At 53.7% G+C, this 14350-nt stretch carries 10 protein-coding genes; 9 read left to right on the top strand and 1 reads right to left on the bottom strand.

All coding sequences use genetic code 11. The features are described from left to right. The 3 genes from rng to tldD all read left to right on the top strand — a co-directional run bounded on the left by rng (nt 1) and on the right by tldD (nt 6947). A complete protein-coding gene (gene rng / locus NYE92_RS12605) occupies nt 1–1470 on the top strand; it encodes a ribonuclease G (protein WP_014594734.1) in 1470 nt (489 codons plus the stop codon). 132 nt (nt 1471–1602) lie between these two features. After that, nucleotides 1603–5436, top strand: coding sequence for an AsmA2 domain-containing protein YhdP (yhdP, locus tag NYE92_RS12600; protein ID WP_072139086.1), 3834 nt, complete (start codon nt 1603–1605; stop codon nt 5434–5436). 65 nt (nt 5437–5501) lie between these two features. After that, nucleotides 5502–6947 (top strand): metalloprotease TldD, encoded by a 1446-nt coding sequence (tldD, locus tag NYE92_RS12595; protein ID WP_013027427.1) that lies wholly within the window; start codon nt 5502–5504, stop codon nt 6945–6947. Nucleotides 6948–6979: 32 nt separating this feature from the next. On the opposite strand, the gene aaeR is transcribed toward tldD, so the two are convergent. After that, a complete protein-coding gene (gene aaeR, locus NYE92_RS12590; RefSeq protein WP_013027426.1) occupies nt 6980–7897 on the bottom strand; it encodes an HTH-type transcriptional activator AaeR in 918 nt (305 codons plus the stop codon). 230 nt (nt 7898–8127) lie between these two features. Here aaeR and aaeX point away from each other — a divergent pair, with 230 nt between their 5' ends. The 6 genes from aaeX (at nt 8128) to NYE92_RS12560 (ending at nt 14241) form a co-directional block, all read left to right on the top strand. Further along, nucleotides 8128–8331, top strand: a complete 204-nt coding sequence (aaeX, locus tag NYE92_RS12585; RefSeq protein ID WP_013027425.1) for a p-hydroxybenzoic acid efflux pump operon protein AaeX — start codon at nt 8128–8130, stop codon at nt 8329–8331. A 7-nt stretch (nt 8332–8338) separates the two neighbouring features. Next, the gene (aaeA, locus tag NYE92_RS12580; protein WP_029569213.1) at nt 8339–9271 is read left to right on the top strand and encodes a p-hydroxybenzoic acid efflux pump subunit AaeA; all 933 of its coding nucleotides are present in this window, start codon (nt 8339–8341) and stop codon (nt 9269–9271) included. Between the two features lie 9 nt (nt 9272–9280). Next, nucleotides 9281–11233: a p-hydroxybenzoic acid efflux pump subunit AaeB gene (aaeB, locus tag NYE92_RS12575; protein ID WP_029570727.1), complete on the top strand. Its 1953-nt coding sequence runs from the start codon at nt 9281–9283 to the stop codon at nt 11231–11233. A 110-nt stretch (nt 11234–11343) separates the two neighbouring features. Then, nucleotides 11344–12798: an NAD-dependent succinate-semialdehyde dehydrogenase gene (locus tag NYE92_RS12570; protein ID WP_024472012.1), complete on the top strand. Its 1455-nt coding sequence runs from the start codon at nt 11344–11346 to the stop codon at nt 12796–12798. Nucleotides 12799–12853: 55 nt separating this feature from the next. Next, the gene (locus NYE92_RS12565; RefSeq protein ID WP_014604891.1) at nt 12854–13129 is read left to right on the top strand and encodes a hypothetical protein; all 276 of its coding nucleotides are present in this window, start codon (nt 12854–12856) and stop codon (nt 13127–13129) included. A 143-nt stretch (nt 13130–13272) separates the two neighbouring features. After that, nucleotides 13273–14241, top strand: coding sequence for an Rpn family recombination-promoting nuclease/putative transposase (locus NYE92_RS12560; protein WP_014594729.1), 969 nt, complete (start codon nt 13273–13275; stop codon nt 14239–14241). The last annotated feature ends 109 nt before the right edge of the window (nt 14242–14350 follow it).

The raw sequence follows: 14350 nt of genomic DNA, 5'->3' as shown, positions 1-14350 counted from the left end.
ATGACGGCTGAACTATTGGTTAATGTTACGCCTGCTGAAACGCGTGTCGCCTATATCGACGGCGGTATCCTGCAGGAAATCCATATTGAGCGTGAAGCCCGACGCGGCATCGTTGGCAATATCTACAAGGGACGCGTCAGTCGCGTGCTGCCTGGCATGCAGGCGGCCTTTGTGGATATCGGACTGGACAAGGCCGCTTTCCTGCATGCTTCTGACATCATGCCGCATACGGAATGTGTCGCAGGCGATGAAAAGAAAAATTTTGTCGTACGCGATATCGCAGAACTGGTTCGTCAGGGGCAGGATTTGGTCGTGCAGGTAGTGAAAGACCCGCTTGGCACAAAAGGCGCGCGCCTGACTACGGATATCACATTGCCTTCCCGTTATTTGGTGTTCATGCCTGGTGCTGCGCACGTCGGGGTTTCTCAACGTATTGCCAGTGAAAAAGAACGCGAGCGTCTCAAAGCGGTGGTGGCTGACTACTGCGACGATCTGGGCGGCTTTATTATTCGCACGGCAGCCGAAGGCATTGGCGAAGAAGAGCTGGCACAGGATGCCGCCTTTCTGAAACGTCTGTGGACCAAAGTCAGCGAGCGGAAAAAACGTAACCAGACACGTTGCCTGCTTTATGGCGAACTGGCGCTGGCGCAGCGTATTCTGCGAGACTTTGCCGGCGCAGCCCTTGACCGCATTCGCGTAGACTCGCGGCTGACCTGTGATTTACTTAACGATTTTACCAGCGAATACATTCCCGAGATGGCCAGCAAGCTCGAACTTTACAACGGCAAGCAGCCCATCTTCGATCTGTTCGACGTTGAAAATGAGATTCAACGCTCGCTGGAGCGTAAAGTTGAACTCAAATCTGGCGGATACCTCATCATCGATCAAACTGAAGCGATGACGACGATAGACATCAACACGGGTGCCTTTGTCGGACACCGAAACCTTGATGAGACGATCTTTAATACCAACGTGGAAGCCACTCAGGCCATTGCACGTCAGCTAAGGCTTCGCAACCTTGGCGGCATTATTATCATCGACTTCATTGATATGAGTAATGAAGATCATCGTCGTCGCGTACTGCATTCACTGGAAACGGCGCTGAATAAAGATCGGGTCAAGACCGGTATCAGCGGTTTTTCCGCATTGGGGCTGGTGGAAATGACCCGCAAGCGCACGCGCGAAAGCATTGAGCACGTGCTGTGCGAAGACTGTCCTGTGTGCAAAGGGCGCGGCACGCTGAAAACGGTTGAAACCGTGTGCTATGAAATCATGCGCGAAATCGTCCGCGTGCACCATGCTTATGATTCGGATCGTTTCCTGGTGTATGTTTCGCCAACCGTAGGTGAAGCGTTGAAAACGGATGAGTCCCATGCGCTGGCCGAAGTGGAGCTTTTCGTGGGCAAGCAGGTAAAGGTGCATGTCGAAGCGCTTTACACCCAGGAACAATTTGACGTGGTGATGATGTAATACTGGCTGGTCGGGCTGACGATGCCTGACTGCACATTTTAGGGTAAAATGTGAACCCATACCGCTATGTCATAGGACGCCGGGTATGAGCAGCAACCATCCGTCGTTAACGGTAGACAAGGAGAGGTGTGAGTGAGGCAGTTGCCAAGAATTCTGTTACTGCTGCTCGCGACAGTCGTTGTGATTGTGGCGCTGCTCGTCAGCGCGCTACGTCTGGCGATGCCGCATCTCGATGCCTATCGCAGTCAGGTCCTTCAGTGGGTTTCTGACGCCAGCGGCGTCAACGTGAAAGCCAGTGAGCTACGTGGCAAGTGGGAGAATTTTGGGCCCACGCTACAAATCCGCAATTTAGACGTCGATATGAAAGAGACGGGGTCGCTCTCTATCGCGCGTATCACCGTGGCACTGGACGTCTGGCAGTCACTGCTTCACTGGCGCTGGCAGTTCCGCGATCTTACCTTCTGGCAGTTACATCTCGACAGCACACAGCCTCTGTTAACCAGTGACAATGACAAGCACAGTTTCAAACTCACCCAGGTTAACGATCTGTTTTTGCGCCAGTTCGATCACTTTGACCTGCGTGACAGCACCATTCGTTTTATCACGCCATCCGGCCAACATGCTGAACTGGCGATACCGAAACTGACATGGCTGAATGAAAACACCCGGCATCGGGCTGAAGGTGAAGTCAGCTTGTCGAGCTTTACCGGCCAGCACGGCGTGGTGCAGGTCCGTCTCGACCTGAAAGACAGCGGTGGCTTACTCAACGATGGTCGTATCTGGATGCAGGCTGATGACGTTGATATGCGCCCCTGGCTGGGCCGCTGGGTGCGGGATAATACGCGTCTTGACAGTGCCCGATTCAGTCTGGCGGCCTGGGTTAATTTGCGCGATGGCGACGTCTATGCCGGCGATCTGCTGTTAAGTCGGGGCGGCGCAAGCTGGCAGGGCGAAAGCGGCCCACATACGCTGAGCGTTGATAACCTTACTGCCCATCTGTCGCGTTACAAAAATGGCTGGGTGGTTAATGTGCCGCAAACCAAACTCAGCACAGACGGTAACGCCTGGCCCGCTGGTCATTTTTCGCTACTCTGGCAACCTCAGGACGCGCAGATGCTGGGCAGCAACAGCGAGGCTGAGGTACGGGTTCGCGCGACGCAACTGGCGCTGGACCATATTGCCCCCCTGGTGCCGCTGTTTGCGCCCTTGTCACCGGCGCTGTTTGATAACTGGCGAGCACTGCGACCTCGCGGCACCATTGACGGGCTGGCCCTGGATATTCCTGTTGAGCAGCCTGAGCAGACACGCTTTCAGGTTAAATGGCGAGATTTCAGCTGGCAGTACTGGAAACTGGTTCCGGGAATCAGTCATTTAAGTGGCGAGGCAGCAGGCAGCCTGAATAACGGACAGGCCAGGATTGCGATGGGTCAGGCTACGGTGCCCTATGGTGATATGTTCCAGGCCCCGTTAGAGATCAAGAAGGTGACTGGCAGCATGAACTGGCTGCGTGACCAACACGGACTGACTCTGGCAGGTCAGGATCTTGATGTACAGGCGCGTTCACTCTGGGCGCATGGCGATTTCCGTTATCAGCAAAATACCGATACGCATCCTCAGCTGGATATCCTGGCCGGGATCAACGTTACTGACGCGGGCGATGCCTGGCGCTATTTCCCAACGCCGTTAATGGGGCATTCACTTACGCGCTATCTGAGCGGTGCCGTAAAAGGGGGCAGGGTCGACAATGCCACGCTGCTGTTCAACGGCAATCCGGCGCTTTTCCCCTTCCAGCACAACGACGGCATGTTTCAGGTCTGGGTACCGTTACGCAAGGCTACCTATGGCTTCCAGCCGGGTTGGCCGGATATCAGCAATCTCGATATCGATCTTAACTTTCTCAATGACGGTTTGTGGATGCAGGCTCATCTGGCAAAACTGGGGGAGGTTAATGCCCGCAACGTCAGCGCCGTCATTCCTGATTACATGAAGGAAAAGCTGATTATCAATGGCGATATCAGCGGTGATGGGCAGGAAATTGGCGAATACTTTCAGCACACGCCACTTAAGTCCTCGCTGGGCGCGGCGCTGGAGCAGCTACAGATTAAAGGTCTGACCAAGGGCCACCTCAAACTTGATATTCCGCTGGATGGTAAGGATGTTCACGCCAGCGGTGATGTGGTGATGAACAATAACAGCCTGCATATCAAGCCGCTGAACACCACCATGACGCATCTGACAGGACAGTTTCGTTATGACAACGGCAATCTCGAAAGCGATCAGATGCAGGCTAACTGGTTTGGTCAGCCACTCAATGTCAGCTTTAGTACGAAAGAAAACCCCGATGATTTTGGCGTTAACGTAAAGTTGCTTGCTGACTGGCAGCTGGCAAAAATCACCGGAATGCCGCCTCAGATTGGCACCCAACTGGCCGGGCATCTTCCCTGGCAGGGTGAGGTGAACGTTTCCTTACCGCACAAGGGCGGCGCGCGTTATGACGTAGCCTTGAAAGGTGACGGAAAAGAAGTAAGTAGTCGCTTACCTTCGCCGCTTGATAAAAAAGCGGGCGAAAGCCTGCCGATCGCCGTCAATGCTAAAGGCGATTTAACGCATTTTGATCTCAGCGGTAGCGTGGATGAACGACATAAGTTCAACAGCCGCTGGCTGCTGGAACCCACACTGCGCGTCGATCGGGGCATCTGGCTTAACGATACAAAAACCCTACCGACGTTGCCAGACCGATCGGGAATGGTGCTGAACCTGCCGGCGCTGGATGGCGAAGCCTGGGCGGCATTGATCGCGACCGGCGACGGCGGATCAACCCGTTCGACGACGGGTGAGCATCAGGTGGGCGGCGCAACGCTGCCGGGCAATATTATCCTGCGCAGTCCTTCTGTGACTCTGGCCGGGCAACAGTGGCATAACGTTGATACCTCTCTCACTCAGGAAATGAGTGGTAAGACCCGGGTGAAGGTCAACGCCGATGAGCTGAGAGGCCAGTTAACGACCTCACCTTCGGCCCCGTGGCAGATTGCACTGGATTACCTGTATTACAATCCAGAATGGAAGGCGACGGCCGATCAAAAAGGCGCGTCGACTTCACCGCTGGGACAAAAGAGCGAGCGGATCGATTTTAGTCAGTGGCCTGCCTTACAGCTGCAGTGTACAGAATGCTGGCTGTTGGGGCAGAAGTATGGTCGGGTGAACGCCAGACTGCAGCCCAATGGAAGTACGTTAGCACTCACTAACGGACTGGTTGACACCGGCACCTCGCGCCTGAATATTCAGGGCGAATGGGTTAATCGTCCAGACGACCAGCGAACCTCATTGAAAGGCACATTACAAGGTAGCAACATCAATAACGCCACCAACTGGTTTGGCGTAAATACACCGCTGCGGGATGCGCCTTTCAAGATTGATTATGATCTGCACTGGCGCTCTGCACCGTGGCAGCCTGCAGCGGAAACGCTGAGCGGCACATTAAAAACGCATTTTGGCAAAGGGCAAATCAGTGATGTGGATACCGGCGCTGCGGGACAGATCCTGCGTCTGCTGAGCTTTGATGCGCTGTTACGCAAACTGCGTTTTGACTTCAGCGATACCTTTAACAAAGGATTCTACTTCGACGCCATCAACGGCACCGCCTGGATTGAAAATGGCGTCGTACGCACGGATAACCTGCTTGTCGATGGGCTGGAAGCGGATATCGCCATGCAGGGGAATATGGACCTGGTGAAGCGCCGCATTGATATGGAAGCGATAGTCACGCCAGAAATCTCAGCCTCAGTCGGCGTAGCGGCTGCGTTTGCCATCAATCCGGTGGTGGGCGCTGCGGTATTTGCTGCCAGCAAGGTGCTGGGGCCGCTCTGGAGTAAGATTTCCGTGCTGCGTTATCACATCAGCGGGCCGCTGGATAAGCCTGAAATTGATGAAGTAATGCGTAAACCACGCGAAACCTATAACAAGTGATATTTGACGGCGTAACATAATTGCCGCAGGCTATGATTATCCGAGCACATATTAAGTGAGAAACGATGACTCTGAATCTGGTAAGTGAGCAGTTGCTAACTGCTAACAACATTAATCAGCAGGACCTTTTTTCCCTGTTAGGGCAGCTTTCAGAACGTCGTCTGGACTATGCCGATCTCTATTTCCAGTCCAGCTTCCATGAATCCTGGGTTCTGGAAGATAAAATCATTAAAGACGGGTCCTACCATATCGATCAGGGCGTGGGCGTACGCGCCGTAAGCGGTGAAAAAACCGGCTTTGCCTATGCTGACCAAATTACCCTGAATGCGTTGCGTTTATCTTCTGAAGCGGCACGCAGCATTGTGCGTGAACAAGGCAACGGCAAGGCACAGACGCTGTCGGCCGTAGTTAACCGCTCGCTGTACGCGCCGGTCGATCCGCTCGGTAGCCTGAGCCGTGAAGATAAAATAGCCCTTCTGCATCGTGTAGACCAGGTCGCACGTGCTGCCGATCCCCGCGTTCAGGAAGTCAATGCCAGCCTGACTGGCGTCTATGAGCAGGTCCTGGTTGCCGCCACTGACGGCACCTTAGCCGCCGATGTCCGCCCACTGGTTCGTCTGTCCATCAGCGTCCAGGTTGAAGATCAGGGCAAGCGTGAGCGCGGTTCAAGCGGCGGCGGTGCGCGTACCGGCTATGCCTTTTTCCTGGCCGATGAGAACGGCGAGGTGCGGGCCGATGCCTGGGCTCGTGAGGCCGTGCGCATGGCGCTGGTAAATCTGTCAGCGGTGGCTGCGCCTGCAGGAACCTTACCCGTGGTGTTGGGCGCTGGCTGGCCGGGCGTACTGCTGCACGAAGCCGTAGGTCACGGCCTGGAAGGTGATTTCAATCGCCGTGGTACATCGGTCTTTAGCGGCAAGATGGGCCAACTGGTCGCTTCTGATCTGTGCACCGTTGTCGATGACGGCACGATTGATGGATTGCGGGGTTCGTTAGCTATCGACGATGAAGGCGTGCCGGGGCAATACAATGTGCTGATCGAAAATGGCGTATTGAAAGGCTATATGCAGGATAAGCTGAATGCCCGTCTGATGGGGGTGAATCCCACCGGTAATGGTCGTCGCGAATCCTATGCGCACCTGCCGATGCCGCGTATGACAAATACTTATATGCTGGCCGGTAAATCCACGCCGCAGGACATCATTGAAAGCGTGGAGTACGGATTATATGCCCCTAACTTCGGCGGCGGTCAGGTCGATATCACTTCCGGAAAATTTGTGTTCTCCACCTCGGAAGCCTATCTGATTGAGAAGGGCAAAGTGACCAAACCCGTAAAAGGGGCGACATTGATCGGCTCCGGTATCGAGGCAATGCAGCAAATTTCGATGGTCGGCAACGACCTGGCGCTGGATAAAGGCGTTGGCGTCTGTGGTAAAGAAGGACAGAGCCTGCCGGTAGGCGTGGGGCAACCCACACTCAAGCTGGATAAGCTGACAATCGGCGGCACCGCCTGACCGAGACGCAAAACCCGCCAACTGGCGGGTTTTTAGCTTTTGCGGTGCTGTTTGTACTGCTCGGCAACCTGCTCGAAATACTGCGTCAGATAGTCGATGCAAACCTGCACTTTCAGCGGCAGCTTGTCTCTTTCAGTATAAAGCGCATAAACCGGTCGTGGGTCAGATTGGTACTGCGGGAACAAAATATCAATCTCACCTTTCTTGATTTCATCCGCCACCCACATCATCGGGACATAGGCGATGCCATTACCGGCCTTAAGCCAGCGGATGAGCGTCTGAGAGTCATTGGTGACAAAACGCCCCTGCGGTGATAAACGCGTAACGATGCCTTCGGGGGCAATCAGCTCAAAATTGTTATCTGGCCTTACGCTGTATTCCAGCCAGGCAAATTTAGTGATATCGCCAGGTTTCTCCGGCGTCCCATGCTGCGTCAGATAGTGTTTAGCGGCACAGACCACCATTGGCATCGCCCCGAGTCGGCGCGAGAACAGGCTCGAATCCTTTAAAGCGCCCACCCGGATCACCACGTCCAGCCCATCCGCGATTAAATCTGGCGCAGGAATACCGGTGACCAGGTTGACGCTCAGCCCCGGGTAATCACGCAGCATATCGCTCGTCATACCGGCCAGCACGTTCTGTGCCATCGTGGAAGAGCTGCCAATGCGTAGTACGCCGATCGGCGTGTTATTAAAGGCATAAAGCTGTTCGTGAACCTGGTTAGCCTCTGCCAGCATACGGCGACAGCCCTGATAGTAGATTTTACCGGCTTCAGTGAGCCCAATGCTGCGCGTACTGCGGTTGAGTAACTTTACCTGCAGCGCATCTTCCAGTTTGGCGACAATCTGGCTAATTGATGACACGCTAAGGTGAAGCTGTCGTGCGGCCGCAGTAAAAGAACCCAGTTCAACTACTTTGGCAAAAATCGACATACCTTTGAGTCGTTCCATTGTTTACTCTGGCTAAAAAGTGATTTAGATCACATTCAGTAGAAAACGTATAGTTAAGCGCGTTACTATATGTCGACCGGGGTATGACCTGGCGACGCTTCATTACCTGAAAACACCCGATGATACGCTATTATTAAGTCAGCCGTAGTTCAGATGTGGCTTATGGCGCGCAGGCGTTTGCGTCCTTCAGGCGGTGAATTATCCCGGCCGTATCGAACTAAGGATTTTTAATGAGTGTACTTCCGGTATTTGTCATGTTTGGGCTCTCTTTTCCGCCCATTTTCATCGAACTCATCGTTTCGCTCATGCTGTTCTGGATAGTGAAACGTGTGCTGACGCCCAGCGGTATCTACGATCTTGTCTGGCATCCGGCACTCTTCAATACAGCCCTTTACTGCTGTGTATTTTATCTGGTATCCCGTTTATTTGTTTGAGGTTTACGTGAACACGCTTATAAGAAAAATCGCGCGTTACGCGATCACCATCCTGCTGGTCATCATCGCCGTCATTATCATATTCCGTGCCTGGGTGTTCTATACCGAATCCCCCTGGACACGCGATGCAAGGTTTGCGGCCGATGTGGTCGCGATTTCACCTGATGTCACCGGGTTAATTACCGAGGTTCCCGTTCACGACAACCAACGGGTTAAAAAAGGTGACACGCTGTTTGTGGTCGATCGTCCACGGTACCAAAAAGCGTTAGATGAAGCGCAGGCTGATGTGGAATATTACCAGGCACTGGTTAATGAAAAACGCCGTGAGGCCGGACGTCGAAACCGACTCGGGACCTCTGCGATGTCACGCGAAGCCATTGAGCAGTCCAACAACGATCTGCAAACCAGTGAACATCAACTGGCAAAATCTGTCGCTACCCGCGATCTGGCTAAGATCGACCTGGAACGAACCACGATCACCGCGCCGTCAGATGGATGGGTGACGAACCTGAACGTCTACCAGGGCGAATTCATTACGCGGGGAGCGGTTGCCGTGGCGCTGGTACAGCAGCGCTCATTTTACGTGCTGGCTTATCTCGAAGAGACCAAGCTGCATGGTGTGCGCCCCGGCTTTCGGGCCGAGATCACGCCATTGGGCAGCGATGTGACGCTGCGCGGTACGGTTGACAGCATCGCGGCAGGCGTGACCAACAGCAGCAGCAGCGTTGACAGTAAAGGAATGGCAACGGTCCAGTCTAACCTGGAGTGGGTACGCCTGGCGCAGCGCGTACCGGTTCGCATCCGTCTTGACCAGGACCCCGGCAATCACTATCCGGCCGGAACGACAGCGACCGTGGTCATCACTGGCACAGAGGATCGTCAGCATACTGATACATCGCCCATCATGTCCTTCTTTAACCGTCTACGTGAGTTTGGTTAAGAGGACGCTATGACTGAGTTCCTGCGGTTCCCGATAAAGCTGACTTTTGCGCTGGTTGCGGCGCTGATGATCGGCTTTCATCTTAACCTTGAAACCCCCCGCTGGGCCGTCATGACGGCGGGCATTGTGGCAGGCGGGACGGCGTTTGCGGCAGGCGGCGATCCCTATTCGGGCGCATTACGCTATCGCGGTATTCTTCGTATCATCGGAACCTTTATTGGCTGTGTCGCCGCGCTGGTCATCATGATTGCGACCGTACGCGCACCGGTAGTCATGCTGCTGTTGTGTTGTATTTGGGCGGGTTTCTGCGTATGGCTGTCTTCGCTGATCAAGGTTGAAAACTCCTATGCGCTCGGACTGGCTGGTTACACCGCGTTAATTATTGTCGTGACGGCGAATGCCAGTGGTGGGCTGACGCTGGTCCCGCAATATGCCGTGGAACGCTGTAGCGAGATCATTTTAGGGATACTGTGCGCCATTCTGGCCGATATGATTTTCTCGCCACGTTCGATTAAAAAAGTGATTGATGCTGAAGTTGACTCGCTACTGGTGGCGCATTACAGGTTGCTGCAGCTGTGCGTGGCGCATGAGGACAAAGAAGAAGTCGATAAAGCCTGGGGGGCTTTGGTACGGCGTACCACGGCGCTCAGCGGTATGCGTAGCCAGTTGATGATGGAGTCTTCGCGCTGGCAGAATACCAGTCGACGGCTGCAAATGCTGAACACTCTGTCACTGACGATGATTACCCAGGCGGCTGAAACCTTTTTAATTCAAAACTCACGGCCTGACTACATTGCAACGCAGTATCGTGTGTTAATGGAGAAAGAGGCAGCGACGGCAGAAGACGTACACAAGCGTATGAAAGCGCTGCGACGGTTAATTGCCGTCAGCAGTAAAACGGTCCCCGAGACGCTGGAAAGCTGGGTTGAGGCAGCAACGGAATATCAGTTGCTGACGCATGGCATCAAAAGTAACGGCCGTATCACAGCGCTGGAGGAGGGGATTCTTCAGCGCGAGGTCGTGATTCAGGCGCGTTCTGCTGAAAACCACCATGCGATGATTAACGGTGTTCGCACCTTTGTAGCGACTGCGCTCGGTTCGCTGTTCTGGCTCTATACCGGCTGGACATCAGGTAGCGGCTGTATGGTCATGTTGGGCGTGATTACGGCACTGGCGATGCGCATGCCCAATCCACTCATGATGGCTAAAGACTTTGTTTACGGTATGACGGTGGCGGTCCCGCTGGGCGCACTCTATTTCATGTATATTTTGCCCAACACCCAACAAAGTGCCGTGCTGCTGTGCATTGCCATTGGCCTGTTAGGGTTTATTTCCGGCATTTTAATTCAGCGCAGGCAGATTGGTACGCTGGGAGCCATGGTCGGCACAATCAACGTGCTGGTGCTGGATAATCCGATGCAGTTCAACTTTACGCAGTTTATCGACAATGCGCTGGGACAGTGGATCGGCAGCTTCGTTGCGTTGATGGTCATCCTGTTGATTCGGGATAAGTCCAAAGCGCGCACGGGCCGTAAATTGCTCAACCGCTTCATGTATGCGGCGGTCTCGGCGATGACCACTAACCAGGCTCGCCGTCGTGAAAACCATCTTCCGGCACTCTATCAGCAGCTCTTTTTACTGCTTAACCTGTTCCCGGGTGACATCGACAAATATCGCATTGCCCTGACCTTAATTATTGGTCATCAGCGATTACGTGCTGCCGATGTGCCGGTTAATGCCGATCTGTCTGCGTATCATCGCCAGCTGCGCCACACGGCGGATCGGATCATCTCGGTACGCAGTGACGAAAAGCGCCGTTACTATTTCGAACGGTTACTCAAAGAGCTGGATGTCTATCAGCACAAGCTGGCGCACTATGACGCCCCAACCAGCGTGACCGAGCCGGTAACGCGACTGGCTGAGATGCTGAAAAAATATCAAAATACGCTCGTCCAAATCTGAATTATGGCCGCGGCAAGCGCTGGCGGCCATGATGATCCCCCGTGTTACCTGACCTGTCATTTTTGCCATCTATACTTTCCTGACAGATGACAAACCGACAGGAGCACCTAATGCATTCTTTACTGCACGACAGCGAACTGTTCCAGACAGGCTATCTGGTAAACGGGCAATGGCTGCGTACCACGTCTACCTTTGACGTGACGAATCCTGCCACGGGCGAGGTCGTCGCTCAGGTGGCAAAAGCAGGAAAAACGGAAACGGAAGCTGCAATAAAGGCTGCCCAGGATGCTTTCCCAGCGTGGCGAGCACAGACCGCCAAGGGGCGTTCAGAACTGCTGTACCGCTGGTATAGGTTAATCATTGAACACAAACGCTGGCTGGCTGAGCTAATGACAACGGAGCAAGGTAAGCCGCTCAAGGAAGCAGAAGGCGAAGTGGAATATGCCGCCAGCTTTATTCAATGGTTCGCCGAGCAGGCTAAACGGGCTAACGGTGAAATCATCCCTCCTGCTAAAGCGGGATCGCGCATTCTGGCAACCCGTGAGCCGGTCGGCGTCGTCGCCGCTATCACGCCCTGGAATTTCCCTATGGCGATGCTGACACGTAAGTTAGGCCCGGCGCTGGCAGCGGGATGTACAGGCATTATTAAACCCGCGAATAACACACCGCTTTCCGCATTTGCCTTACTGGCGCTGGCAAAAAAAGCCGGCATCCCTGATGGCGTGCTTAACGGTGTAGCAGGCGACACGCATGCCATTAGCGATGCCATTATGGCCAGCAAAGCCGTACGTAAAATTTCCTTTACCGGTTCCACGGCAGTGGGGAAAACGCTAATGCGTAACGCTGCTGAAACCATGAAAAAGGTTTCGATGGAACTGGGCGGTAATGCGCCCTATATCGTCTTTGAAGATGCGGATATCGATGCAGCCGTGCAGGGAGCCATCGCCAATAAATTCCGCAATGCCGGTCAGGTTTGTGTCAGCGTTAACCGCTTTTTCATTCACAGTGCAGTTTACGAACGTTTTACGACCCAACTGGCCGCTGAAGTGGATAAGCTTAGCGTCGGAAACGGCATGGATAATGGCGTGGTCGTCGGCCCGTTAATCGAATCATCCGCATTAGAAAAAGTCGAAGAGCATGTCAAAGATGCCATTGCTCAGGGCGGAAAAGTGCTGACGGGTGGTCAGCGGCACGCGCTGGGCGGAAATTTTTGGCAGCCAACGGTCATTGTTGAGGCACATGAAGGCATGAAACTGGCTCAGGAAGAAACGTTTGGGCCGGTGGCAGCCTGTTTCCGCTTTGATGACGAAGAAGAGGTTATCCGTCGTGCCAACCAGACGGAATACGGGCTGGCGGCGTATTTTTATACGCAAAACCTGCAGCGGGTATTCCGGGTCTCTGCCGCGCTCGAAAGTGGAATGATTGGCATCAATGAGTGTGCGGTCTCGACAGAGTTGGCCCCCTTTGGCGGCGTGAAAGAGTCTGGTCTGGGACGTGAAGGATCGGTACTGGGGATGGATGAGTACCTGGAGGTCAAAGCGCTGCACCTCGGCGGGTTAAGTTAGATGAACATCCGGGCGGCGCAGGGCCGCCCAGAACCGGATAACGGGAGTCGCCAGTATGAGAGTCGAGCGTTTTGATTTTAATGAGATTGTCGATCAGGCCCATTTTTTACGGCAATTTTGCGAACGCTTTGCTTTAAAGGCGTACGCCATCTGTGATTTGGATGGATTGTGGGACATCATTGTCTGCAAAGGTTTACCTCTCCCCCTGAAAATAGAGTTTGTGAATTTAGGACAAGGGCAGAAGCGGCGATATGGAGCCTTAATTCTGCTGTTCGACGAGGCGGAAGAGGAGCTGGAAGGACAACTGCAATTTAACGTAATAGAGCGTTAACAGCGTTGAAGACCGACTAACGTGTATTATCGGGTCGCCCACGTGCGAGAAATTCCTCGAGAGCTCTCGCAACGTCACCGTTTGCTGACGCTGAGCATTTTCAGGTCGTGCTAACCTGCCACCTCATCATCAGGACAGGTTACATGAAAAGTAAAAATGGCACGCCCACGCCCCATGATGCGACATTCCGTCAATTTTTGTCCCAGCCCACCATTGCCCGTGATTTTATGGCATTGCATCTTCCGGCAGAGTTTCTTGCGCTGTGCGATCTGGATACGTTAAAACTGGAATCTGGCGCTTTTGTGGAAGAGGACTTACGGCAATATTTTAGCGATATACTGTACAGTCTAAAAACCACAAGCCGCGATGATGGCTATATCCATGTGTTGATTGAACATCAGTCATCACCTGACAGGCATATGGCATTCAGACTGATGCGTTATGCCATTGCGGCAATGCAGCGGCACCTGGATGCCGGGCACAAAAAACTCCCGTTAGTCATTCCGATTTTATTCTACAGTGGCAAACGCAGTCCCTATCCCTATAGTACCCGCTGGCTGGACGAATTTTCGATTCCCGCCTTCGCCAGTCGGCTCTACAGCAACGCTTTTCCGCTAGTGGACGTGACGGTGATTCCTGATGAGGAGATTGTCGGCCACCGCAGCATGGCTGCATTAACACTGCTGCAAAAGCATATTCATCAAAGAGATTTAGCAGAACTCATCGATAAGCTGGCCCCTGTCACACTGGCGGGTTATCTCTCTTCATCACAGGTTATATCGTTGGTAAACTATCTTTTACAGGCGGGCGAAACCGCGGACGCTGACCTTTTCGTCAGAACGCTGGCGCAGCGGGTGCCGCAACATGAGGATGCATTGATGACCATCGCACAACAGCTTGAGCAGAAAGGCATTGAAAAGGGGATGGAAAAGGGCCTGGAAGAGGGCCTTCAGCTTGGTGAACAACGTGGCCTGGTGAAAGGCCGCAGTGAGGGAGAACGGTCGGCTGCACTAAAAATCGCGCGAACAATGCTGCAAAACGGTTTGCCTCCCAGCCTTGTCGCAGAGATGACCGGACTGTCAGACGATGATTTGGCGCAGATTGCCCATTGATATATTGCGCCTTAGGTCTGTGATTTACGGTACTGTTGACAGCGTATTAATCCCCCGCGTAAGCCAGACTTCTTCTGCTCATGTCGTTTTATGTCGCTGAATCCCGTCG

The sequence above is a fragment of the Pantoea sp. B566 genome, from assembly GCF_024793925.1.
GTDB lineage: Bacteria > Pseudomonadota > Gammaproteobacteria > Enterobacterales > Enterobacteriaceae > Pantoea > Pantoea ananatis.
Note: the sequence above shows the minus strand (reverse complement) of the source record. Positions and strands in the feature narration are given on the sequence as shown.

What these genes read in the sequence shown, in the direction of transcription:
- aaeX (WP_013027425.1), top strand. Translation starts at nt 8,128, where the DNA reads ATGAGTGTACTTCCGGTATTTGTCATGTTTGGGCTCTCTTTTCCGCCC.
- tldD (WP_013027427.1), top strand. Translation starts at nt 5,502, where the DNA reads ATGACTCTGAATCTGGTAAGTGAGCAGTTGCTAACTGCTAACAACATT.
- NYE92_RS12570 (WP_024472012.1), top strand. Translation starts at nt 11,344, where the DNA reads ATGCATTCTTTACTGCACGACAGCGAACTGTTCCAGACAGGCTATCTG.
- aaeR (WP_013027426.1), bottom strand. Translation starts at nt 7,897, where the DNA reads ATGGAACGACTCAAAGGTATGTCGATTTTTGCCAAAGTAGTTGAACTG.
- aaeB (WP_029570727.1), top strand. Translation starts at nt 9,281, where the DNA reads ATGACTGAGTTCCTGCGGTTCCCGATAAAGCTGACTTTTGCGCTGGTT.
- rng (WP_014594734.1), top strand. Translation starts at nt 1, where the DNA reads ATGACGGCTGAACTATTGGTTAATGTTACGCCTGCTGAAACGCGTGTC.
- NYE92_RS12560 (WP_014594729.1), top strand. Translation starts at nt 13,273, where the DNA reads ATGAAAAGTAAAAATGGCACGCCCACGCCCCATGATGCGACATTCCGT.
- NYE92_RS12565 (WP_014604891.1), top strand. Translation starts at nt 12,854, where the DNA reads ATGAGAGTCGAGCGTTTTGATTTTAATGAGATTGTCGATCAGGCCCAT.